This is a genomic window from Nocardia sp. NPDC050413 (assembly GCF_040655475.1).
Lineage (GTDB): Bacteria > Actinomycetota > Actinomycetes > Mycobacteriales > Mycobacteriaceae > Nocardia > Nocardia coubleae.
Genome location: NZ_JBFAJZ010000012.1, coordinates 22,321 through 45,468 on the forward strand (window position 1 = coordinate 22,321; position 23,148 = coordinate 45,468).

General features: G+C 68.7%; 23 protein-coding genes. 6 read left to right on the forward strand and 17 right to left on the reverse strand.

What is annotated here, in order from left to right:
* Positions 1 to 630: a TetR/AcrR family transcriptional regulator gene (locus tag AB0I19_RS24000; protein ID WP_357151339.1), complete on the forward strand. Its 630-nt coding sequence runs from the start codon at positions 1 to 3 to the stop codon at positions 628 to 630.
* 156 nt (positions 631 to 786) lie between these two features.
* Positions 787 to 2,106: a lipase family protein gene (locus tag AB0I19_RS24005; RefSeq protein ID WP_357151559.1), complete on the forward strand. Its 1,320-nt coding sequence runs from the start codon at positions 787 to 789 to the stop codon at positions 2,104 to 2,106.
* 73 nt (positions 2,107 to 2,179) lie between these two features.
* Here the strand turns inward: AB0I19_RS24005 and AB0I19_RS24010 are convergent, their stop codons facing one another.
* The 9 genes from AB0I19_RS24010 to AB0I19_RS24050 form a co-directional block, all read right to left on the reverse strand.
* The gene (locus AB0I19_RS24010) at positions 2,180 to 2,746 is read right to left on the reverse strand and encodes an ATP/GTP-binding protein (protein WP_357151561.1); all 567 of its coding nucleotides are present in this window, start codon (positions 2,744 to 2,746) and stop codon (positions 2,180 to 2,182) included.
* Positions 2,747 to 2,765: 19 nt separating this feature from the next.
* Positions 2,766 to 3,197 carry a DUF742 domain-containing protein gene (locus AB0I19_RS24015; protein ID WP_357151341.1) on the reverse strand — a complete coding sequence of 144 codons (432 nt, stop codon included), beginning with the start codon at positions 3,195 to 3,197 and terminating at the stop codon, positions 2,766 to 2,768.
* Positions 3,194 to 3,622 carry a roadblock/LC7 domain-containing protein gene (locus AB0I19_RS24020; protein WP_181697719.1) on the reverse strand — a complete coding sequence of 143 codons (429 nt, stop codon included), beginning with the start codon at positions 3,620 to 3,622 and terminating at the stop codon, positions 3,194 to 3,196. Before AB0I19_RS24020 ends, AB0I19_RS24015 begins: the two co-directional genes overlap by 4 nt.
* A gap of 15 nt (positions 3,623 to 3,637) precedes the next feature.
* Positions 3,638 to 6,613 carry a nitrate- and nitrite sensing domain-containing protein gene (locus AB0I19_RS24025; protein ID WP_357151343.1) on the reverse strand — a complete coding sequence of 992 codons (2,976 nt, stop codon included), beginning with the start codon at positions 6,611 to 6,613 and terminating at the stop codon, positions 3,638 to 3,640.
* Between the two features lie 449 nt (positions 6,614 to 7,062).
* A complete protein-coding gene (locus tag AB0I19_RS24030) occupies positions 7,063 to 8,088 on the reverse strand; it encodes a hypothetical protein (protein WP_067644546.1) in 1,026 nt (341 codons plus the stop codon).
* Between the two features lie 47 nt (positions 8,089 to 8,135).
* Positions 8,136 to 8,633, reverse strand: a complete 498-nt coding sequence (locus AB0I19_RS24035; RefSeq protein WP_357151345.1) for a hypothetical protein — start codon at positions 8,631 to 8,633, stop codon at positions 8,136 to 8,138.
* Positions 8,634 to 8,656: 23 nt separating this feature from the next.
* The gene (locus tag AB0I19_RS24040) at positions 8,657 to 9,421 is read right to left on the reverse strand and encodes an alpha/beta hydrolase (protein ID WP_357151347.1); all 765 of its coding nucleotides are present in this window, start codon (positions 9,419 to 9,421) and stop codon (positions 8,657 to 8,659) included.
* Positions 9,421 to 10,794: a TerD family protein gene (locus AB0I19_RS24045; protein WP_357151563.1), complete on the reverse strand. Its 1,374-nt coding sequence runs from the start codon at positions 10,792 to 10,794 to the stop codon at positions 9,421 to 9,423. The genes AB0I19_RS24040 and AB0I19_RS24045 overlap by 1 nt, the downstream gene beginning before the upstream one ends.
* A gap of 51 nt (positions 10,795 to 10,845) precedes the next feature.
* On the reverse strand, positions 10,846 to 11,712 hold the full coding sequence (locus AB0I19_RS24050; RefSeq protein WP_357151349.1) for an NAD(P)-binding domain-containing protein: 867 nt from the start codon (positions 11,710 to 11,712) through the stop codon (positions 10,846 to 10,848).
* A 49-nt stretch (positions 11,713 to 11,761) separates the two neighbouring features.
* Here AB0I19_RS24050 and AB0I19_RS24055 point away from each other — a divergent pair, with 49 nt between their 5' ends.
* A complete protein-coding gene (locus AB0I19_RS24055) occupies positions 11,762 to 12,163 on the forward strand; it encodes a MerR family transcriptional regulator (RefSeq protein ID WP_357151351.1) in 402 nt (133 codons plus the stop codon).
* A gap of 91 nt (positions 12,164 to 12,254) precedes the next feature.
* Here AB0I19_RS24055 and pheT read toward each other — a convergent pair whose 3' ends face one another.
* The 3 genes from pheT to AB0I19_RS24070 form a co-directional block, all read right to left on the reverse strand.
* Positions 12,255 to 14,756 (reverse strand): phenylalanine--tRNA ligase subunit beta, encoded by a 2,502-nt coding sequence (pheT, locus tag AB0I19_RS24060; protein WP_357151353.1) that lies wholly within the window; start codon positions 14,754 to 14,756, stop codon positions 12,255 to 12,257.
* A gap of 15 nt (positions 14,757 to 14,771) precedes the next feature.
* Positions 14,772 to 15,848 carry a phenylalanine--tRNA ligase subunit alpha gene (gene pheS, locus AB0I19_RS24065; protein ID WP_067498526.1) on the reverse strand — a complete coding sequence of 359 codons (1,077 nt, stop codon included), beginning with the start codon at positions 15,846 to 15,848 and terminating at the stop codon, positions 14,772 to 14,774.
* Between the two features lie 555 nt (positions 15,849 to 16,403).
* Entirely contained in the window at positions 16,404 to 16,955 is a 552-nt protein-coding gene (locus AB0I19_RS24070) for a sugar O-acetyltransferase (RefSeq protein WP_357151356.1), read from the reverse strand.
* 86 nt (positions 16,956 to 17,041) lie between these two features.
* On the opposite strand from AB0I19_RS24070, the gene AB0I19_RS24075 reads away from it, so the two are divergent.
* Positions 17,042 to 17,971 carry a LysR family transcriptional regulator gene (locus tag AB0I19_RS24075; protein ID WP_357151358.1) on the forward strand — a complete coding sequence of 310 codons (930 nt, stop codon included), beginning with the start codon at positions 17,042 to 17,044 and terminating at the stop codon, positions 17,969 to 17,971.
* Positions 17,972 to 18,031: 60 nt separating this feature from the next.
* Here the strand turns inward: AB0I19_RS24075 and AB0I19_RS24080 are convergent, their stop codons facing one another.
* Positions 18,032 to 19,462: an MFS transporter gene (locus AB0I19_RS24080; RefSeq protein WP_357151360.1), complete on the reverse strand. Its 1,431-nt coding sequence runs from the start codon at positions 19,460 to 19,462 to the stop codon at positions 18,032 to 18,034.
* A gap of 101 nt (positions 19,463 to 19,563) precedes the next feature.
* Between AB0I19_RS24080 and AB0I19_RS24085 the strand changes: the two genes are divergently transcribed.
* Positions 19,564 to 20,139, forward strand: a complete 576-nt coding sequence (locus AB0I19_RS24085) for a TetR/AcrR family transcriptional regulator (RefSeq protein ID WP_357151362.1) — start codon at positions 19,564 to 19,566, stop codon at positions 20,137 to 20,139.
* A gap of 4 nt (positions 20,140 to 20,143) precedes the next feature.
* On the opposite strand, the gene AB0I19_RS24090 is transcribed toward AB0I19_RS24085, so the two are convergent.
* The 4 genes from AB0I19_RS24090 to infC all read right to left on the reverse strand — a co-directional run bounded on the left by AB0I19_RS24090 (position 20,144) and on the right by infC (position 22,406).
* Positions 20,144 to 20,941, reverse strand: a complete 798-nt coding sequence (locus AB0I19_RS24090; protein ID WP_067644845.1) for an RNA methyltransferase — start codon at positions 20,939 to 20,941, stop codon at positions 20,144 to 20,146.
* 35 nt (positions 20,942 to 20,976) lie between these two features.
* The gene (rplT, locus tag AB0I19_RS24095) at positions 20,977 to 21,363 is read right to left on the reverse strand and encodes a 50S ribosomal protein L20 (RefSeq protein ID WP_067498536.1); all 387 of its coding nucleotides are present in this window, start codon (positions 21,361 to 21,363) and stop codon (positions 20,977 to 20,979) included.
* 109 nt (positions 21,364 to 21,472) lie between these two features.
* The gene (rpmI, locus tag AB0I19_RS24100) at positions 21,473 to 21,670 is read right to left on the reverse strand and encodes a 50S ribosomal protein L35 (protein ID WP_067498539.1); all 198 of its coding nucleotides are present in this window, start codon (positions 21,668 to 21,670) and stop codon (positions 21,473 to 21,475) included.
* Between the two features lie 31 nt (positions 21,671 to 21,701).
* Positions 21,702 to 22,406 (reverse strand): translation initiation factor IF-3, encoded by a 705-nt coding sequence (infC, locus tag AB0I19_RS24105; protein WP_357151364.1) that lies wholly within the window; start codon positions 22,404 to 22,406, stop codon positions 21,702 to 21,704.
* Positions 22,407 to 22,737: 331 nt separating this feature from the next.
* Here infC and AB0I19_RS24110 point away from each other — a divergent pair, with 331 nt between their 5' ends.
* Positions 22,738 to 23,079, forward strand: a complete 342-nt coding sequence (locus AB0I19_RS24110; protein WP_067498543.1) for a DUF1844 domain-containing protein — start codon at positions 22,738 to 22,740, stop codon at positions 23,077 to 23,079.
* The last annotated feature ends 69 nt before the right edge of the window (positions 23,080 to 23,148 follow it).

Consider the following 23,148-nt stretch of genomic DNA (forward strand, 5'->3'; position numbering starts at 1 on the left):
GTGACATCTGGGCGGACTCGGCACAATTACACCGGCACTTCGGTCGCCGAGCGGCAGGTCGAGCGTCGCGCGCTGTTCATCGAGGCGGGGCTGACCGTCTTCGCGGAGAAGTCGTACGCCAACAGTTCGCTCACCGATGTGTGCGCGGCGGCGGGTCTGTCGCGGCGCCAGTTCTACGAGCAGTTCGCCGGTCGCGAGGAACTGCTCGTCGCGGTGTACGACGCGGTGCAGGGTAGGGCGCGGGACGCCGTGCTCGCCGCGCTGGCGGCGGTCGGCACCGACGATCTGCGCACCCTCATCGAAGCCGCGCTGCGGGCTTACACGACCGCCATCACCGACGACATCCGGGCAGCCAAGGTGGCGTTCGTCGAGATCGTCGGGGTGAGCGCCTCGGTCGAGGAACACCGGGCTCGGGTCCGGGATCAGTGGGGCGAGGTGGTCGCCACCGTCGCGGGCGCGCGCGACGGCGTGCGCACGCCGCCGGGCGGTTGGCGGATGGCGATGGCGGCCTTCATCGGCGCCGTCAACGGCGCCGTGCACCAGTGGAGTCTCGACGACCCCCGGCCGCCCGTCGACGATCTCGTCGATGTCTTCACCACCCTGCTCAATGCCCTGACCTCGCCTGCGTAACCCGCATCTGATTGCGATCCACACCACACCCGTGCCATAGTAGCCGCCATTGAGACGAAGGCGTCTCAATTCCTGTGAGGACTGTGCACGATGAGATCTCCCCTGATTCCGCGCTGGCTCGCCCTGGCCACCAGCGTGCTCGCGGCGGCAACGGTGATGGCGGCCGGTCCGGTCGCGGCCGAGCCGACGGCGATCCCGCCCGCCCCGGTGATTCCACTGCCACCCGAACTCGACCCGGGCTTCTACCTTCCGCCCGCCGATGTGGTGGCGGCGACCGAACCCGGCGCGATCATCGCGGCCAGGCAGGTCACCATCGCCGACTTCGGCGTGCTTCCGGTCGAGGTCGACGCGTGGCAGGTGTCCTACCGCTCCAACAACAGCCGCGACGAGGCGATCCCGGCCGTGGCCACGCTGATCAAGCCACGCGGACAGGCGATCTCACCGCGAAAGCTGCTCTCGGTCCAGCTGGCCGAGGACTCGACCGCAGGCTATTGCGCGCCGTCCTATGCGCTGCAACATCTTTCGGTCGCGCCGGTTGCCGGACAGATCGTGGTGCCCGCCGAATTCCTGTTCGCGCAGGCGGCGCTGGCGCAGGGCTGGGCGGTCGTCGTGCCCGACCATCAGGGTCCGTACTCGGCCTATGCCGCCGGACCGCTGGCGGGCCGGATCACCCTCGACGGCATTCGCGCCGCGACCGGATTCGCGCCGCTCGAGGTAGGGCCCGGCGCACCGGTCGGCCTCTACGGGTACTCCGGCGGGTCGATCGCGACCGGGCACGCTGCCGAGCTGCACGCGCGTTACGCACCCGAACTGAACATCGTCGGCGCGGCCGAGGGTGGGGTCGGCGCGGATCTGGGTGCCGCCCTCACCATGGCGAACAATCAGCTCACCTCCGGTCTGGTCTTCGCCGCCGTCCTGGGCCTCACCCGCGAATACCCCGATTTCGCCGCCTATCTCGATCAGCGGCTGAACCCGCTCGGTAAGGGACTCACCGCGATCAAGTCGCCGCTGTGTGTGCAGTACCAGTCGGCGCTGCTGCCGTTCCTCGACCTCACCGGCATGATCGGTTCCGACGGCAACCCGCTCGACGATCCGCCGGTGGCGGCCATGCTCGATGACACACGCATGGGCAAGTCCGTCCCCGATATGCCGCTGTTCGTGTGGCATTCCGCGTGGGACGAGATCCTCCCCCTCGCCGCGACCGACACCCTGGTCGACACCTACTGCCGGGACCCGAACACCTCCCTGACCTACACCCGCGACCACGCCAGCGAACACATCGTCGCCGAGGTCGTCGGCGGACCCGCCGCCCTGCTCTGGCTGCGCGACCGCCTCGACGGCATCCCCGCCGCACGGGGCTGCACCACCTCCGACGCAGGCACCATGGCCGCCACTCCCGGCGCCCTGTCCTTCCTCGGCGACACCCTGTCCGCCAAGTTCGCCACCTTCTTCGGAGCACCGCTGGGCAGCCGCTGAGGCATCGGATGTCGTGGCGGCGCGTGCCATACGCGCCGCGCGACGCCCGTGCCCACCGCTCCGCCGACCTTGCTCAGCTGACTTCCCGGTGGCGGGGCAGGGCGCGGTGCAGGAGGACCTGTTCGAGGAGTGCCACGAGGATGTCGCGCACGGAGTCGCGGGCGCGGGCGTCGCAGTCCAGGACAGGGATCCAGTCGTCGAGGCCGAGGGCTTCGCGGACTTCGGACAGGTCGAAGTGGGGTGTGTCCGGGAAGCGGTTGACCACGACGACGAAGGGGGTGTTGTGGTCTTCGAAGTAGTCGAGGACGGGGTAGCAGTCTTCGACGCGGGCGGTGTCGACCACGATCACCGCGCCGAGAGCGCCGTCGACGAGGTCGTCCCACAGGAAGACGAAGCGGTCCTGACCGGGGGTGCCGAACAGGTACAGGATCAGCGAGCGGTCGAGGGTGATGCGGCCGAAGTCCAGCGCGACCGTGGTCGCGGTCTTCTCGGCGTGGCGGCCGGGGTTGTCGACACCGATCGACACCTCGGTCATCGCGGCCTCGGTGACCAGTGGCTCGATCTCGGAGATGGCGCCGATGAAGGTCGTCTTGCCGACGCCGAAACCGCCGCTGACCACGATCTTCACCGATGCCGGCATCGACGCCGCGATGCGTGTTTCAGAGTGCGCGGACAAGGTCGGTGATCCTTTCGATGGCGGCGGTCGTCAGCTCGGGCGCGTCGCGCACGGTCACCTGACCGGCTGCGGCCAGGTCGCTGACGATCACCTTGGCGATACCGGCCGGAACCCGCAGGGCGGCACCGATTTCGGCGATGGAGTGGGGATGCCGGCACAACCGCACGACGGTGTGCTCCTCGAAACGCAACGGTGCCGACAAGGCCGAAGGTGCTGCCACGACCAGGGTTTCGAGGCGCAGGCCGTCGAGGACCGGTACCGTGCGGCCCGCGGTGACGACGAACGGGCGGACGAACCGATCGTCGTCGGTGTCGTCGACTGGCCGGGCGACTGGTTGCCCGGCGCTCCAGCTCGTCGGCTGATTCAGCGGGACCATGCGCGGGTCGGGCAGGCGGGGCCGGTCGGAACCCCTCATCGGCGCAACGTCTCTCGCAGCTCGCCGATCAACATCGGATCGAGCAGGGCGCCCGCGCGTTCGGCGAGCACGGCCATCTCGTAGCCCACGAGACCGACGTCGCACCCGCCGTCGGCGATCACGCCGAGGCAGCTGCCGTCGCCCAGCGCCGAGACGAGCAGGAAGCCGCGTTTCATCTCGATCAGGATCAGCTTCAGGCCGTCGAAGTCGTAACTGCGCGAGGCACTTCGGGCCAGGCTGGACAGTCCGGACACCATGGCGGCGAGCCGGTCGGCGCCCGTGCGGTCGAGACCCTCCGACATGGCGATGAGCAGGCCGTCGGACGAAACGGCGACCGTGTCACGGACTCCGTCGGTGTTGCGCACGAAGTTGCCCAGCAGCCAGTTGAAGGTGTGCGGGTCGGCGGTCGGGAGGTGGGTGGTCACCGTGGCTCCTTGCTGTCAGCGGATCGGGTGGTCTTCGCTTGTTCCGCTACCGCTTTCGTGACCGGTGCGGAACGCGGCGAGCATGCTTCGGGTCTGGTCTGGAGTACGTTCGACGACCGGCAGGCGGTCGTGACGCGCAGGTTCGCGGCGGGGACGATCCGAAGGTGTGGCGCGTTTGGTGCGCTTCACCAGGCCGTTGCGGGTACGTTCGACCGGCGCTCGCACAGGAACGTCGAGGTCACCGCCCGCCCCGTCGCCCCGAGTGCCGCGCGGTTCCGGCGACAGGTTGAAACCGCTGCGGGCGGTCGCGTCATCGTTTCCTCGCGTTGGGGCGACACGGGCCGAGCCGTTGCGGATGCGGTCCATGTCGATCGACGCTCGACCGAGCGCGTCGAATGTGTCCTCGGCAGCGAAGCCGGCGTCTCGGGCAAGGGGACCTGTCGATGCCGTCGCGGTGCCGACATTGCCGGTCCGAGCCGCGGCACGAGTGGGCGTCCCGCGGTTCGCGCCGTTCGGACCGAGCGTTTCATCGATGTAAGACGCTGTGCTGGTGAGGAATTGAATGTAGGGCGAGGGGACGACAGGGGAACCCTGGTCGGCGCCGGGCGGATCGGCGGGAAAAACGACGGGCTGCTGAGCCGGGTGGTGGCCGTTCAGCGGATCGACCCGTAGTTGTCGGCCATCATGCTGATCGAAGTTCGGCAGCGGCGTGCCGTTCGGCGTCGGCGTCGGCGTCGGCGTCGGCGTCGAAATATGGGCACCCTGCTCACCGAGATCCGGCACACGGGCACCGTTCCGGCCTGGGTCCGAGCGCCGGGCACCCTGCTCGCCGGGGACCGGCACACGGGCATCGTTCCGGCCCGGCTCCGAGTGCCGGTCGTCGGGGTGACAGGCCCCCTCCCGATCGGACGCCTTGTGGCCGGCATCGCGCCGAAGGGGTTCCGGTACGCGGCCGGCTCCGCTCGCCGCCATCTGTCCCCGGTCGTGCCGCGCATCGTCGGGCGAACCGTTGACGTCGCCATCCTGGCTACCCGTGGACTGTCGCCCCATTCGAGCACCGCCGGAATCCCCACGCCCGGAGGCACTTTCGTCGGCGATCAGGCTCGATGGCAGCAGGAGCCGGGCGACGATGCCGCTCACCGGTGAGGTGTTGAGTTCCACTTCTATACCGAGACGGCCGGCGAGGCGGCCGACCACGTAGTGGCCGAGGTAGCGGGTGGAGGCGACGATGAAGTCCTGCTCGCCACGTAGGCGGGCATTGGCCTCGGCGAGTTGTTCGGCGGACATGCCGACGCCGTGGTCGACGACCGCGAGCAGGTACCCACCCGCCACCTTGCGCCCGTAGATCTCCACTTCGAGGTCGGGTGGGGAGAACGCCAGGCCGTTCTCGATGAGCTCGGCCAGAGCGTGCGCGAGCTCGCTGACCACCGCACCGGTGATCGCGACCTCGTCGACGCGTCGCAGCACCACCCGCCGGTAGTCGTCGACCTCCGAGAGCCCGGCCCGGATGACGTCGGTGAGCGCGATCGGTTCGGCCCACCGGCGGGGGCTCGCCTCGCCGACCAGCACCAGGAGGCTTTCGGCATTGCGTCGCATGCGGGTGGCGAGATGGTCGAGTTCGAACAGGTTGGACAGTGTTTTCGGGTCGAGTTCCTCGCGTTCGAACTCGCTGATGAGGCCGAGCTGTCTGCGCACCAGATTCTGGTTGCGCCGAGCCAGGTTCGCCATCGACTCGGTGGTGTTGCGCCGCACCAGCGCCTGTTCGGAGGCGAGGTCGAAGGCGGTGCTCTGCACGCGGTCCAAAGCGCCTGCGACAGCACCGATCTCGGCACTCGAGCCCGGTGGGGTGCGGACGGGCGCGGGTGGGTCGGGGCGGGCGTCGGCGGATCCGCGCCATGCGGCGATCACTTCGGGCAATCGGGTGGAAGCCACGTCGTCGGCCTCGGCGGCGAGCTCGGCCAGGGGTCGCACGATGGCCCGGACACTCGCGAACACCAGCGCGACCTCGGCGGCGATCGCCAGCAATGCGGCAAGGGCGAAAGCGGCAAGCACGATGGCCGCGGTGCGGCGCAGGTCGGCGGCGCGGGCCCGCACATCGTCACCGACGGCCTGCTGCACGGTGCGCTGTGCGTCGATCACCTCGGTCATCTGTGACCACCACACCGCCGGGTCGACCGGAGCGGTCAGCGGTCCGGAAGTGGACGCGATCGCGATGTTTTCCGATTCCGCTGCACGCGTGGCACTTTCACCGCCCATGACGGCGGCGAGGCGGTCGCGCTGGGCCGAGGTCGCCTCGCGGTCGAATTGGATGAGCGCGGCGGTGCGGGCCGCGCGGATGTCGAGGAATTGCACGTACTCCCCCGGCACGAATTCCCCCGCCGCGAACACACCGTTGAGAAAGCCACGTTCGCGGGCGGTGAACTCCTTGGCGTCACCCAGGGCGTACAGCGCTTGCAGGCCGTGGCGCACGGCGGGGTCGCGGGCCTGATCCAGGCCTAGGGCGAGCCGGTTGAGCGCGTCGATGCTGTCGGAATAGAACTGGAACGCGGCCTGTCGCGACACGGTCCTGGTGTCGATCTGGGACCGGACGCCGGGCAGCCCGCCGAGCTGACCGAGCGCCGAGCGCACCTCCCCCGCGCCGGGTGGGTCGGCGGTCAGCGCGGCGCTCAGGGTGCGCAGCGCCGCGTCGGTGGCGGGACGCTGGTCCCCGACCGCCTGCACCAGCCGCGCGTCACCGCCGAGCAGACCGTTGCTGAGCCCGCGCTCGCGCTGCACCTGGTGCACCAGATCCTGTGCGGCCAGGGCGACCGCGACCGCGTCCACGGTTTCCCCGCTGCGCCGGAACGCGGTGATCTGGGTCGACATCGTCACCCCGAGCAGCACGAGCACCAGCACCAGCGACACCGCGAGAATCCGGGCGAGCTGCCCGGAAATGGTGCGCGGCCGGATCAGCCCGCCACCCGCGGCCCGCCGACGGGAATGTGAACGCACCACCTGCTCCTCTGAAACACCACACGCGGTATTTCGCGGCGGCCCACCGAAAGTCAGGTGTCAACTTGCACTGCCCCGGGTGCGCGGTCAATCCGGGACGGCGTAAGAACGGGATTCGTGCATTGATCTCAACATGCCGGAAATGAACGGGGCTCTCTGTGTCGGAAAGCTCACCGCTCCCACCGTAATTCGGTGACGGATTCGTTCGATATCCGACTTGTTCCGCACAGTCCCCGCTGTGACGCCACCCACATTTCCCGAGCCATTTCGCCGAGAAGACTTGCGGTGAACCGGATACGAACGATAACCGTCCACCGCGATAATTCGGGCAATTCGCCGAAATTACCGCAACGCCGCCGCTGCGACATCCTCGACAGCCATCCCCGCGAACTTCGGCGTCACCCGGTGCCGGTAGTGGTACCAGCCCGCTTCGTGCGGCGGATCGACACTCATTCCCCGGCGAGAATGCCGAGGACCTGATCGGAGTAGTAGAAGGGTTCGAGGCGTTCGCGCAGGAGTTGGGCGAGGACGCCGTTGCGCTTGGCCGCTTCGATGACGGCGGGACCGTAGCGCAGGATTTCGGTGCTGATGTCGTCGGCGTTCAGCCCGAGTTCGGGGAGCATCGAGGACAGGGTGTGGTCGGCGTAGCGGGTGTAGAACACCTCGACGCATTCGCGGACCAGCAGGCCGAAGTATTCCTTCTCCCTGGTGGTGACCGCGATTTCGTAGCAGATCTGGACCAGTTCGTTGAGGTCTTTCTGGGTGAGGTATTCGCGCAGGCCCGCGACCGGTTCGTCGGCGTGCAGGTCCCAGAATTCCATCGCCGCCGAATGCACGGGGGCGTCGCGCAGCATGTCGCGGATGGCGTTGTTGGTGCGCTTGAGCGCGAACAGCGCGCCCTTGCCCGCGAGGTCACCGACGAAGGTGCTGTCGGCGGCGACCTTCTTGGCGCGGTTGGCCGCGGACTGGCCCAGCGACATCAGCGAGGACACGCCCGGAATCTTCTCGGCGCGTTCGCGATTGGCCTGCATGAAATCGCCGATCAGCTTGTCGACGAAGCGGGACGCGACGGTCGCGACCAGGGGGCTCTCGGTGAGCCGGTCCAGAATGCGTTCCTGGGCCTGGTGCATGCCGAAGATCTTCTCCAGCAGCGCTTCCACCGGCTCGCGGTCGACGACATCGCCGAGGGTGTAGTCGGTGTTGGTGGCGATGTGGTCGTAGATGGCGTCGGAGAACACCCCGACCGTGTCGGCGATGACCGGCGAACCGCCGATGCGGTCGAAGACCCGCGCCACCGTCTCCTCGCCGTCGGCCAGGGAGACCACATCACCGAAGCGGATGGTGTCGCCGACAGCGAGCACGGCCGCCACGTCGCGGGCGATCACCTCGGCGAACCGTTCGCCGGTCACCTCGCCGAGCAGGTAGTCGACCTGCGCGTCGAGCAGTCGTTCGGCGATCTGGCGCGCCTGCGTCATGTATGTCCACCCAATCACGGTTGTCGCTCGGTTGGGAGACCGCGAGGCTAGGCGCCGGAATCGTTGTCCCGCATCGCCTTCCGGATCTGATCCAGACGCTCGCGCGCGGCCTTGCCCCGCGCCTCCCATTGTTCGTCGGCGCTGCGGCCCGCCGGGGTCTGCCGGTCGAGTTCACCCATGCCCTGGGCGGTGCCGAAACGCTGCTCGACCTTATCGCGAACCGCGTCGAATGTCGGCACTCCAGAAGTGGAATATCCGCCGGTCACAGCGTTCGCGGCGGGCCCGGAACCCCCGGACGGTACCGGCGGTACCGCATGACCATCTCCGACCTGCTCGGATGCCACCGGCTCCGCGTCGACGATCTCGACCTCGGTGTCGAGCATCACAGGCGGACCGACCTCGGCATGACCGGCCTCCACCTGAGCCAGCGCGGCGGCGACGGCGCCGAGCCCCGGCCTGCCCGCCACCGCCGCGCGCAGCAGCGATACCAGCTCGGCGTCGGGCAGCGCGGCCAGCCGGCCGAGGATCTCGCTCGTTTCGCTCATACCGCCAGGCTACGCAGCCGAGCTCACCTGTCGAGGAACTCACTCCACTGCGCGATGAGCTGTGGCCAGCGCGGTCCGAGCGTGTCGATGACATCGTTGTGGCCCGCCCCGGGAACCACGATCAACTGCTTGGGCTCGTTCGCGGCCGCATACAGGCGTTCGGCATGGCGCAGCGGCAGCAGTTCGTCGTGTTCGCCGTGCATCATCAGCACCGGCACTCGCAGTCCGGAAATGCGGCGCAGGTTCGGGTAGGCGTCGGGAACCAGCGGTGCGGGCAGGAACGGATAGACCGAGCGGGCGGCGTCACGCATACCGCTGAAGGTCGACATCAGGACCATGCCCGCGGGCGGGTGCTCGCCCGCCAGCTCGAGCAACACTCCACCACCGAGCGATTTGCCCAGGTAGACGATCCGTGCGGGGTCGACCTCCGGCTGCGCGAGCAGGGCGGTGCGCGCCGCACGCGCGTCCAGGTAGGTGCCGTGCTCACCGGGGGCGCCGCTGCTGTGCCCGAAACCTCGGTAGTCGAAGGCGAGCACGTCGAAACCGGCGGCGACCAGCAGCGCGATGATCGACACCCGGTCACCGATGGTCCCGGCGTTGCCGTGGGCGTAGAGGATGTGGGCGCGCGGGCGTTCGGCACGCACGAACCAGCCGTGCAGATCGATGCCGTCGGCGGTGCGCATGTGCAGATCGCGGTAGTCCAGGCCGAGCGCGGCAGGCGTCTGCGCGAGGTGCCGCTCGGGGTGGTAGACCAGTGCGTTGAGCACCCTGGTCGCCGGATGCCGCATCACTTACCGCGTCCCGCTTGAAAACCGAAGTCCCAGTTGTAGAGTCGCGCGATCTCCATCACGCCGCCACCCGGCTGCCCGGCGGGCGGCCGGACGAAGACACCTTCGCGGCGCACCACGAGTTCACCGTTCACGTTCTCGAGCACCGCGAGCACGGCGTCGCGGGAGTTGTCGGTGCACCCGTCGAGTGTCATCTCGATCGGCGCCGAGTTCACCGGGTGCAGGGTGACGGTGGCGTGGACGTTGCGGAAATCGCTTGCCCCGTCGTAGATCGAGGCGAACACGAGGATGCGGCGGAAGAACCGGGTGTAGTCGAGATTGATCGACAGGTTCTCACCGGTGATGCTCGCGCCGGTGCGGTCGTCCTGGTCGAGGTGGATGAACGGCGGTTCGTAGAGCGCGCCGAAGCGCCGATCCAGCGCCCGGACGGACCCGATCGCGCCGTTGACCAATTCGAAGAAGCAGCACAGGTCGAGGTCGATGTTCTTGCCGCGCAGTTTGCCGAAGATGCGGCCGGTGGCGGCCATGGAGGTCCAGTTGAGATTCACCCGCATCACACCGCCGGTGGCGCCGTGCTTGGTGAGCGAGACGCTCGGGGATTCCTTGGTGAGGGAGACTTTCGCGAGGTTCACCGGAGCTTGGCCGGATGGTGTTGCAGGCGAGGGGAATTGAGCGCCCGGATGCGGTTGGTTCGGCGCGGCGAAAGGTTGTCCCGGCGGTGCAACCTGCCCGGGCGGGACCGGTTGTGGTCGGCCCTGCGACGGCGCGTAGGGCTGGGTCGGTGGCGGTGCCGGCTGCTGCGGTTGAAAAGCGGGAGTCGGCCGGCTCGGGGGCGGGGTGAAGGGCTGGTCGACCGGGGCATCGTCGACTGTGATGCCGAAATCCGTTGCCAGCCCGGCCAGTCCGGTGTCGTACCCCTGGCCCACCGCGCGGAACTTCCACGCACCCTGGCGGCGGTACAGCTCGCCGAGGACGAACGCGGTCTCGGTGGTGGCGCCGGTGCTGTCGAATCGGGCGACCTCACCACCGGTCGCCGCGTCGAGCACCCGGATGCAGAGGTCGCGGAACTGGCCGAAGGTGCCGCCGTCGGCGGAGGCGGCCAGCACGATCTTCTCGATCTGCGATTCCACCTGCGCCAACTGCACCGACAGGGTGTCGACGACCGTCGCGCCCTGGCGTTTCCCGACGTGGCGCACCGCCCCGGAGGGGTGCACCGCCTGGTTGTAGAACACGAAGTCGTCGTCGGAGCGCACCTTCGTCCCGGCGAGCAGCAGGGCGGACGCGTCCGCGTCGGGCACCCCCGGCCCCGCCTGCCAACTCACTTCGACCCGGACCTCGGCGGCGGGCACCACGACATTGGCGCCTTTCATCATCGACACGCTGCCAACCTATCCCGCCCCGCCACCGGCCCACCACCGATCCGGCTACGGCTTGGCGAACTCGGTGATGAGCACCGGGTACTGCTCGGCCCCGTGACCAGCGGCGATCGCCCTTTCGGCCATCGCCTTCAACAGTTTCGGCAGCTCGGCGTTCACCCCGAGCGCTTCGCACTCCTCGACGAGGTGCGCCATCGACGCGGCATCGGTCGACAGGGCCGCGACCTCGGCGGGATAGGCGCCGTTGTCGACCTGTTCGGCGTATCCGGGCAGCCAGGTCGCCACGCCGGTGGCGATCTGCGCGGCGAACGGCGCGAAGGTGCGTGCGTCGACACCGGCGGTCCGCAACATCGCGGTGCCCTGCAACCAGGCGTTGAGCACGCTCCACATCATGGCCAGCCCGGCGCCGTCGTAGAGGGCGGCCAGACCGTGATCGGCGCCGAGATGGGTGACGGTGCCCAGTGCCGCGAGTACCGGCGCGGCCGCGTCGAAGTCGGCCTGCGCGCCGCTGTGCAGGAGGACGGCGTCGGCGGTCCCGATAACCGGCGGAACGGCCATGATCGCGCCGTCGAGGTACCGGGCGCCACGCTGCTCGGTCCAGCGGGCCGCCGCCCTGGCCTGGGCGGAGTCGCCGGAGGTGAGGTTGACGACGATGGTTCCGGCCAGGTCGGCCTGCTCGAGCACCGCGTAGACGGCCTGGTAGTCGGTCAGGCAGACCACGATCACCCGGCCGGCGTGCACGGCGTCGGCGACGGTGTCGGCGTGCCGGGCGCCGCCGGCAACCAGCTCGTCGGCGGCGGAAGGGGTGCGGTTCCAGACAGTGGTCGGGTGCCCGGCGGAGAGGAAGGCACGGGCCAGCGCCCGGCCCATCAGGCCGAGGCCGAGAACGGTGACGGGAGTGGTTGTTTCGGTCATGGCACCATCGTCAACGTTGATACCGGTGTGAAGGTCAAGTGAGGATGTCGTGCGAATCGGCGAATTGAGCAGGCGGACCGGCGTGCACACGCACCAGCTGCGCTACTACGAGGCCCAGGGATTGCTCGAGGCGAACCGCCGCTCGAACAGCTATCGCGACTACGACGAGAGCGCAGTCCTGCGGGTGACCCAGATCAGGCACCTGCTCGCCGCGGGCCTCTCCTCGGCCGACATCGCCTACCTCCTGCCGTGCGCCCACGGCGAGGTACCGGACCTGCCGGGCTGCCCGGAATTGATCGGGGCGATGCGGTCACGACTCGCCCGCATCGAGGAACAGATGTCCGCGCTCACCCGCTCGCGCGACGCCCTCACCACCTACATCAGTGCGGCGGAGGAGATGGGCGGCGAACACTACCCACCGTTGACGGGAACCGAGGCGCTACCGGCGTGAATGCGCCGCCCACGGGCTCGGCACCGCACCGTCGGCGCGGACATGGAGAAGGCCGCCCGGCGACACCGGACGGCCTTTGTCTCCGCTGGAATCAGGCGCGCAATTCGGCGCCGACCGCGGCCGTGGCAGAGGCGACGGCGGCATCGCGCGCCGCACTCGCCTCGTCCTCGGTGAGAGTGCGGTCGGGGGCGCGGAAGCGCAGGGCGTAGGTGAGGGACTTGCGGCCCTCCCCTGCCTGGGTGCCCTCGTAGACGTCGAACAGGGCGATGTCTTCGAGCAGGTCACCACCGCCGGTGCGCAGGGCGGTCTCCACCTGGGCGGCGGGGACGGCCTTCTCGACGCTGATCGACACGTCCTGCAGCACGGCGGGGAACGCCGAAACCGTTGGAGCGGGACGGGATTCGACCAGCGGGAGCGCGTCGAGGTCGAGTTCCAGCGCGCAGGTGCGCGGGGGAAGACCGGCGCGTTCCAGCACGGCGGGGTGCAGTTCGCCCGCGTGGCCGACGACCACGCCGTCCACCAGCAGTTCGGCGCAGCGGCCGGGATGCCACGGCAGGTAGGCGGCGGCGCGGCGCTCGATCACCACACCTGCGGCGTCGGCCACCTCGTCGACCAGCGCGAACGCGTCTGCGGCCTCGGCCGGACGACCCGGGCCCCACGGTCCGCGCGGATCGCGCTTACCGCTGAGCACGGCCGCGACGTGCACCGGCTGGGCGGGCAGCGAGGCGTTCAGCTCGGCGATCTGCTCATCGGTCGGCCGACGATCCACCGGCAGTGCCTCCACCGCACGGGTCTGCTCACCCGGCAGGACCACCTGGGCGATGCCGTAGATGGTGAGGTCGCGTGCACCGCGAGAGATGTTGCGGGCAGCCACTTCCAGCAGACCGGGCAGCAGCGTTGTCGCCAGTTCCGGACGCTCGGCGTCGAGCGGGTTCAGCACGCGCGTGGTGTTGCGGCGCGGATCGTCGGCATCCAGCCCCCACACGTCGAACACGCCACCCGGCAGGAACACCGGCGCGGGTACTTCGACGGCACCGGCGAACGCCATCGCCCGGCTCACCGCACGACGACGCTTCTGCTGCGCGGTCAGACCGCGACCGGCGGGCGCCGACGGCAGCACCGACGGGATCTGCTCGAGCCCCTCCAGCCGCAGCACCTCTTCGACCAGGTCGGCGGGCTGGGACAGATCGGGACGCCAGCTCGGCGGAGTCACCAGCAGCTGGGTCTTGCCCGCGTCGTTGACCTCGATATCGACGTGCGCACCGATCTGGGCCAGCCTGCGCACGGCGGTGCCCGCCGGGTAGGTGACGCCCGCGACGCGGTCGGGCAGGTCGATGTCCATCGCGATCGGCGCCGCCGCTTCCAGCGGCACCCGGATGTCGGTGAGCGTGGATTCGATGGTGCCACCGGTGATTTCCGCGAGCAGGGTGGCGGCGCGATCGAGGGCGACGATATTGATCTCGGGATCGACGACCCGCTCGTAGCGCTTGGCGGCCTCCGAGGACAGCTTGTGCCTGCGCGCGGTCCGGTAGACGCGCAACGGGTTCCAGGTGGCGGCCTCGAGGATCACGTCGGTGGTGTCGGCGCCGACCTCGGTGCTCGCCCCACCCATCACACCGGCCAGCGAGATGACACCGGAATCGTCGGCGATCACCACGTCCTCGGCGTCGAGGGTGCGCTCGGTGTCGTCGAGGGTGCGCAGGGTCTCGCCCTTGTGCGCCGAGCGAACGACCAAGCCGCCGTTGAGTTTCGCGGCGTCGAAGGCGTGCAGCGGCTGCCCCAGTTCGAGCATCACATAGTTGGTGACGTCGACGGCCGGGGAGATCGGGCGCATGCCCGCCAGCATCAGCCTGCGCTGCAACCACAGCGGGCTCACCGCGTTCGGGTTCACCCCGGTGACGCGCCGGGCGCCGAAGCGGGTGCACTCGGAGTCGGCTTCCAGCCGCACCGACCAGGCCTCGGCCTCGCAGTCGGGCAGTGTGCGCACGGCGGGGTCGGCGTATTCGAGGTCGAAACCGCAGGCCAGCTCGCGGGCCAGACCGCGCACCGAGAAGCAGTAGCCGCGGTCCGGGGTGATGTTGAGTTCGATGATCGTGTCGTCGGTGCCGAGCAGCACGTTGGCGTCGTCACCGGGCTGCGCCGAACCCGGCTCGAGCACCAGGATGCCGTCGTGATCCTTGCCGATGCCCAGCTCGGCGACCGAACAGATCATGCCGTTGGAGGTGTGGCCGTAGGTCTTGCGGGAGGAGATCTTGAACCCACCGGGCAGCTCACCACCGGGCAGCACGACGACGACGAGGTCACCGACCGCGAAATTGCGGGCGCCACAGACGATTTCCTGCAACTCCGGGTTGCCGACATCGACCTTGCAAAAGCGGATCGGCTTCTTGAACTCGGTGAGTTCGGTGATCTCGGCGACGCGGCCGACGACCAGCGGCTTGTCGATGTCACCGCCGATCGGGGTGAGCTTGTCGACCTCTTCGACCTCGAGGCCGACCCGGACGAAGCCCGCGTCGAGTTCCTCGGCCGACACCGACCACTCGGGGGTGGTGCGCTGCAGGATCTCGGTCAGCCAGGACTGTGCTACTCGCACGTTTTCGCTCTCTCTCTACGACCGGATACCGAAGGGCAGGGTGAACCGCACGTCACCCTCGACGATGTCGCGCATGTCGGGAATCCCGTTGCGGAACTGCAGGGTTCGCTCCATGCCCATGCCGAACGCGAATCCGGAATACACCTCGGGATCGATGCCGCTTGCGATGAGGACCTTCGGGTTGACCATGCCGCAGCCGCCCCACTCGACCCAGCCGGCGCCGCCCTTCTTGTCCGGGAACCACACGTCGACCTCGGCCGAGGGTTCGGTGAAGGGGAAGTAGTTGGGGCGCATGCGTGTTCGGGTGTCGGGACCGAACAGGGCGCGCGCGAAGGCGTCGAGCGTGCCGCGCAGGTGGGCCATGGTCAGGCCCTTGTCGATGGCCAGACCCTCCACCTGGGAGAACACCGGGGTGTGGGTGGCGTCGAGTTCGTCGGTGCGGAAGGTGCGACCGGGGCACACGACGTAGATCGGCAGCTCACGTTCCAGCATCGAACGCACCTGCACCGGGGAGGTATGGGTGCGCAGCACCTGGCGCGACCCCTCCGGAGCGATGTGGAAGGTGTCCTGCATGGTGCGCGCCGGGTGGTCGGGCAGGAAGTTCAGCGCGTCGAAATTGAAGTGCTCGGTCTCGACCTCGGGGCCCTCGGCGACCTCCCAGCCCATGCCGACGAACACGTCGGCGATCTGCTCGGAGATGACCGTGATGGGATGCCGGGCACCGGCCGGACGGCGACGAGCGGGCAGGGTGACGTCGATCTTCTCGGCCACCAGCACGGCCTGATCGCGCTCTTCCAGCAGCGCCGCGCGGCGCGCCTCGAAGGCGTCGGAGACCCGCTTGCGCGCGATATTGACCCGCTTGCCCGCGTCGGCCTTCTCTTCCTTGGGCAGACGACCCAGCTCACGCTGCGCCAGCGCGATCGGCGACTTGCCGCCGATGTAGTCGGTCTTGGCGACCGCGAGCGCGTCCAGATCGGCCGCCGCGGCGAACGCCTTCTCGGCCTCCGCCGCCGCTGCCGCGAGTGCCTCCTCGGTCAGTTCGGCGCCCAACGGGCCTGCGCCCTGCTCGACTCCACTGTTGTCGTCGGCCACGATTGTTCGACTCTCCCCTGGGGATCGGTTCACGGGTGCGTCATTGCCTACCCGTATCGGTGCTGCATAAATCCTATGGGATGGGGTTCGCTCGGTTCATCCGGATTACCGGGGGGCACCGCGGGGGCCTGCGTGGGGTCGCAATCAGGACCGACAAGTCCAGGTCAGACCGGTTTTCGAAGGGTTCTCACCAAGATCACCACGGAACCGAAATTCGAGGGAACCGAATCGCCCCGACTTCCGTCCAACCGTTCAAACACATTCGCCGTGTTCGACGCGAGACAGGACGACTCGATGCCTGAACAGACCTGCGACTCCACCCCACCCCGGGGCAGGCGCATGCGACGCACCGCCCCGGGCAGCGGACTGGCTCTGTGCGGCCTCGGCATCCGCCCTTCCCGGCCCCGCCCATTCCCCCGCGCGACCGGTCCCTGCCCCGAGGGAAACACGCAATCCCACCAGCCCGAAACCCCACCCGACCAGGACTAAGGGGCGGATGGGGTTCTCGGACTCCTAATCGCGGAGTCGAAACCGGAGGCGCCGGGGCGAGGCGCATCACTCGATGCTCTTGATCACCCGTGCGGGCACGCCCGCGACCAGGGTGCGGGCAGGCACGTCACGGGTGACGACCGCACCGGCGGCCACTACGGAGCCCGCACCGATGGTCACGCCCTGAGTGATCACAGCGGCCGCGCCGATCCAGACGTCGTCCTCGATCACGATGGGAGCGCTGGTGACGTACTCACGTCGCTCGGTCAGCGCGAGTGGATGCCCACCGGTGATGAGGCTGACCTTCGGGGCGATCATGACGTTGTCGCCGATGCTGATGCCGCCGTTGTCTATGAAGGTGCAGCCTTGGTTGACGAAGACGTTCGTTCCGAACCTCGTGCCGAGCCCGTACTCGGTGAAGAAGGGCGGATAAATTGTCACCGATTCCGGCAGGGGGCCGCCGAAAACAACCGCGAGTAGTTGCGCCCGACCGGCGGTGTCTCCGAACGGAAGGACGTTCAGGCGGGAGGTCGCATCGGTGACCTGTGTGATCCTCTCCGTATAACGCGTGAACTCGGGCGTTCCGACGTACATGATCTGCGCTGTGCGGGTAGACATGACCCTGATACCAGCACCTGCCGAAGGCCGGATCAAACAACCAATCAGATCCCGACACAACTGCTGGTTGTTCCTAGGGTGGTGACATGGACATCGAAGCGCTGCGCACCTTTGTGGCCGTCGCCGAGGCCGGACAGTTCCAGGCGGCGGCCGACGAGCTCAGGATCAGCCAGCAAGGAGTCTCCAAGCGGATTGCGGGTCTGGAGAAGAGCCTCGGGGTCGCACTGCTGTTGCGCACCTCCCGTGGTTCGCGGTTGAGCCTGGACGGGCAGGCCCTCCTCCCCTACGCCAAGAAGGTGTTGGTCGCACTCGAGCAGGCAGAGCAGGCTGTGCGCCCCGGCAGCCGACCCCTGCGGGTGGATGTCCTCAACCGGCGCATCGCTCCGGCCCAGGTCGTCTACCGCTACTACCGATCCCGCCCCGGTATCGTCTTGGACGCGGTCACGCTCAGCGACGCGAACGCCGCCCACGCGGCCCGGGCCGTGCTCGACGGCAGTCTCGACGCTTCCTTCCGTGCTCTGCCGAGCGACCAGGTACCCGTCGGCATCAGAGCCGAACGGCTGCTGGACGTGCCATTGCAACTGCTGGTGGGACCCGCCCACCCGTTCGCGGGCGAGAACCACGTCAGGCCCACCGACCTTGCCGGTCATCGCATCTGGATTCCCGGCATCAGACCGGGGACGGAGTGGGAGCGGTACTACCGGTCGCTGTCGCAGGCCTTCGGACTGAGCATCGACGCACTCGGTCCTCACTTCGGCGACGAGGCACTCATGGATGCCCTGGCAGACTCGGCCTCTCTCGCAACCCTAGTCGGCAGCGGCGACCGGTACTTGTGGCCCGCGAACTACGACCTGCGACGCATCCCGCTGCGCGAGCCGACGCCGATATACCCACACATACTGCTCACGCGCTCCGATCACGAGCATCCGGTGCTGACCGGGCTGCGTGACTACCTGCGAGCCTCCGAACCGGAGAGCACCGACGACGTGTGGGTCCCGGACTGGGCGGCCTGCTGATCGCCCAGTCCGATTCGCCGGACTTATCGCGGGCGCCGTCAGCCCGGGTACCCGCCTCAGTCAGGTAGTCGGCCGGGTGTGCCGGGGCAGGAAGGCGGCGATGATCGCGGCGGCGGCGACGAGGGCGGCGCCTACCCAGACTGCGGGGATCAGGCCGTCGACGTAGGACTGGGGGTCGGTGTAGGAGCCGGCGGTGGCGAAGACCGAGGCGAGGACCGCGATGCCCATCGCGACGCCGACCTCGCGGACGGTGCTGTTGATGCCCGAGGCCATGCCCTGGTCGGCGGGTGAGGCGCTGGCCATGACGATGGTGGACGACGGGGCGAAGGTGAGGCCCATGCCGATGCCGCCGAGGACGAAGGGTGCGACGAAGGAGATGTAGGGGACGTCCGTGCTCGTGATCAGCGCCATCCAGGCCAGGGACACGGCCAGGCAGACCTGGCCGGTGGCGATGAGGACACGCGGGCCGACCCGGTCGACGACGAGTCCGGCCAGCGGGGCGACGACCATCGGAACCATCGTCCACGGCATCGTGCGGATGCCGGACTCGAGCGGCGAGTACCCCTGCACCACCTGGAAGAACTGCGCGAGCAGGAAGATGGCACCGAACACACCGGCGGAGAACCCGAACGACACGAGGTAGCTCAGGCTCAGGCCACGGTTGGCGAACATGCGCAGCGGCAGCATCGGTTCGGCGGTGCGGTGCTCCCAGACGACGAACGCGACCAGCAGCGCGACACCACCGACCAGGGCGGTGAGCACCTGCGGAGCGGTCCAGCCGTCCTCGGCGCCGTGGATCACGCCCCACACCAGCGCGAGTACGCCGACGGCGGACAGGACGAGACCGAGCAGGTCGAGTTTGCGTGCGGCACCGCGCGATTCGCTCAGCATGCGGGCGGCGAAGGGCAGCGCGAGCAGGCCGACGGGCACGTTGAGCCAGAAGATCCACTGCCAGTTCAGCCCCTCGACGACCGCACCGCCGACCACCGGGCCGACAGCCACACCGAGCCCGGCCAAGCCGCCCCAGATGCCGATCGCGGCGCTGCGCATGCGCTCGGGCACGGCCGCGGCGAGCAGTGTCAGCGACAACGGCATCACGGCCGCGCCACCGGCACCCTGGATCGCCCTGGCGAGGATGAGCATCCACGGCTCGGTGGCCAGTGCGCACGCGGCCGACGCGACGACGAACACGGCGATGCCCGCCAGGAAGACCCGGCGGCGGCCGATGCGATCGCCGAGCGCCGAGGCGGTGAGCAGCAGCGCCGCGAACGACAGCGTGTAGGCGTTGACGAACCATTGCAGGTCCGAAAGCGACGCTCCCAGTTCAGTTTTGATCACGGGCAGGGCGTTGGTCACCACGAGGTTGTCCAACGTGACCATGAACATCGGGATACCGACGGCGGCGACGACCGCACCGAGCGGCTTGGCCTTCGGGCCGGGTGACGGCGCGCCGGCGAGAACGGCATCGCCGGGATCGAGTGTCTGAGTCATGATCCACCCTTGTTGTAATCCACTGATAACTTGACTCCAATGGTTATGCATCCACTGATAACATGTCAAGAGGAATCCGCGTACCGACCGGAGGCGAATGCATGAGCGAGACGACGAGAACCCGGATGACCGCGGCCGAGCGCAGCGCCCAGGTCCTCGCCGCCGCCGTCGGCGCCTTCGCCGAATCCGGGTACGCCGCAACGAAAACCGATGAGGTGGCCCGCCGCGCGGGGGTCTCCCAGCCGTATGTGATCCGACTCTTCGGCAGCAAACAGCACCTGTTCGTGGCGGTGCTGCAGCACGTGTGCGCACGCATCGAGGACGTGTTCCGCAGCGCCGAAATCGCGCCCGACGCCGACACCGCCGAAGCGCTGCGCAGCCTCGGGACGAACTACGACGTATTCCTCTCCGAACGTCAGCTACCGCTCGTGCTGCTGCACGGCGTCGCCGCCAGCGCCGACCCGGAGATCGGCGAGCACGTGCGCGAACACTTCGGCCGCATCTACCAGCTGATCGTCGACCGCACGGGCGCCGACGCCCTGCACGCCCGCCGCTTCCTCGCCACCGGCATGTTGCTCACCATCATGACCGCGATGCAGGTGGCAGGGCCCGACGCCATCGAACTCCCCTGGTCGAGGGCCGTCCTCGACGAACTGCAGTGCGCCGTGGAACTGTGAAGACCTACTTCGCGTGCTGGACGCGGGCGTTGGCGTAGAGGCAGATCGCCGCTGCCGCGGCCAGATTCAGGCTTTCGGCGCGGCCGTGGATGGGGATGCGGATGCGATGGTCGGCGCGGGCGGCGACGGCGGGGTCGAGACCGTGGGCCTCGTTGCCGAAGAGCCAGGCGACCGGCCCGGTGAGGATGTCGTCGGCGTCGTCGAGGTCGACCTCACCGTGAGCGGTGGTCGCCAGCAGCGTGATTCCGGCCGAGGACAGCGCGTCGAGGGTGGCGTCGATACTGCGGCTGCGCGCGATCGGGACGTGGAACAGGCTGCCCGCGCTGGCGCGGACACATTTGCCGTTGTGCGGGTCGACCGCGTCACCGGCGAGCACGACACCGTCGGCACCGACGGCGTCGGCAACCCGGATGAGGGTGCCCGCGTTGCCGGGTTCGGCGATCTCCACGGGCACCGCGAGCATGCGGGGTGCACCGTCGAGGATCTGGCCGAGGGGAACATCGAGCTGCTCGCACACGGCGACCAGGCCCGGCGCGGTAACGGTTTCGCCCAGATGCTCGGCGGCGCGATCGCTCACCAGCGTGGTGCGCACACCGTCGGCGTCGGCACCGGCGATCAGCGCGACATCGCGCTTGGCCGCGGCGAGCGAGTAGAACAGCTCACGCACCCGGCCGGTCTCCAGCGCGGCGGTGACGGCATTGGCGCCTTCGGCCAGGAACAGGCCGGTCTTGCGACGGTGCGCGGCGCGCTGGAGCTTGACAGCCGAAACGACCCGCGGGTTGCGCTCGGAGAGCGCGTCCACGGGTCGTTCCGACAGATCGTTGTGCGTCGTCAAGCTCAGGCAGCCGAGGCCGGGGCGTTGACGTCGGCGGGCAGCGCGGCCTTGGCGACAGCGACGAGACCGGCGAAGGCCTCGGCGTCGGAGACGGCGAGCTCGGCGAGGATCTTGCGGTCCACCTCGACACCAGCGGCCTTGAGGCCCTGGATGAAGCGGTTGTAGGTGATGTCGTTCAGACGCGCGGCGGCGTTGATACGAGCGATCCACAGCTTGCGGAAGTCACCCTTGCGCGCCTTGCGGTCGCGGTAGGCGTAGGTCAGCGAGTGGAGCTGCTGTTCCTTGGCCTTGCGGTACAGGCGCGAACGCTGGCCCCGGTAGCCCTTGGAGGCCTCGAGGATGGAACGGCGCTTCTTCTGAGCGTTGACAGCCCTTTTGACGCGTGCCACTTTTCAGTCCTTGATCATCTGGGGGGCGCGGCGGCGCCCGAATTCGGTAGTTGTCGGCGTCCGGTCATCCCGGCCGCGCAGTCGTCGGGGTGCGACGGTCTGCCTTGGATCAGGCGAGACCGAGCAGCCGCTTCACGCGGGGGGCGTCGACGTCGGCAACGGACTCCGTGCCTTCCAGACGACGAGTCCGGCGGGAGGACTTGTGCTCCAGGAGGTGGCGACGGTTCGCCTGCTCGCGAAGCAGCTTGCCCCGGCCGGTCACCTTGAATCGCTTCTTGGCGCCGCTGTGGGTCTTGTTCTTCGGCATGGATTCCTCTATCTAGTCGGTGAAATCGGTGTTACTGCGGGTCGGCCTGCGCCTGCTCCGCGGGCGCGGCCTGCTCGGCGGCGGCCGGAGCGGTCGGCTGTGCCGGTGCCGGTGCGGTCGGCTCGGCCGGACGCGGGGCCGAGTCCTGCTGTGCCTTCACCCGCGTCTTCGCGCCCTTGTGGGGGGCGAGGACCATGGTCATGTTGCGGCCGTCCTGCTTGGCCGAGGTCTCGACGAAGCCGAGTTCGGCGACGTCGGAGGCCAGCCGCTGCAGCAGCCGGAAGCCGAGTTCGGGCCGCGACTGCTCACGACCGCGGAACATGATCGTGACCTTGACCTTCGACCCGGCTTCGAGGAAGCGAACGACGTTGCGCTTCTTGGTCTCGTAGTCGTGGTCGTCGATCTTCGGGCGGAGCTTCTGCTCCTTGATCACGGTCTGAACCTGGTTCTTGCGGGACTCGCGCGCTTTCTGCGCGGTCTCGTACTTGAACTTGCCGTAGTCCATGATCTTGCAGACCGGCGGACGGGCATCGGGTGCCACCTCGACCAGGTCGAGATCGGCTTCGAGCGCGACGCGAAGTGCATCTTCAACACGCACGATCCCAACCTGTTCGCCGCCGGGTCCGATGAGTCGAACCTCGGGAACTCGGATGCGATCGTTGATGCGGGTCTCAGTGCTGATGGGGCCTCCTAGGTCAAGCGGTGTCGTCTTAACGACCGCACGCAATAACTGCAACCCCTGATTCAACGCGAAAGCCCCGTTGCGGTATTTCTCCGCGACGGGGCCCGAGTCGACCGATCATCGGACACCACACCCGAGGGCACGGTGTCGACCCTCGCGCGAACAACACGCGAGGAACCCGCCACAACGAGCGGGTGACCGGGACCGTTTGTCCAGTACGATTGCTCGCCGGCAACGGTGGGAGTCGGGCTCCACTTATCTGCCCCAGGAAGTGCATGACACGACCAGGGGCGGTCGTCAGCGGAAAGTCTAGCATCGCATTCCGCTATCGCCGAATCGGCCCGGCGGCGGTGGCCCGCACGGGGCTGGCGATAGCCTGATCCCCATGACTGACGAGCTCGATCCTCCCGTGCGCGACCTGGCCGACATTCCCGCGGTCGAGGTGATCAGCCGGGCCGCTGTGATGCTGATGAGTTCGGCGGCGGAGAAGCTCGGCCTTGCCGAGGAGAACCCGAACACCGGCGCCAATGTCGACCTCGACGAGGCGCGCCGGGTCATCACCGCGCTGGCCGGCCTGGTCACCTCGTCGGTGGAGTACCTCGGGCCGCACGCCGGGCCGATCCGCGAGGGCCTGCAGGCGTTGCAGCGCGCCTTCCGTGAGGCGTCGTCGGTGCCGGACGCGCCGGGTGCGGGCCCGGGCGAGAAGTACACCGGCCCGGTGCACTGAGCCCCGAAACGCAAAGATCCGCCGGCACCTACGTGCCGGCGGATCCTTTTACGTCGTGAGCGCCGCTCA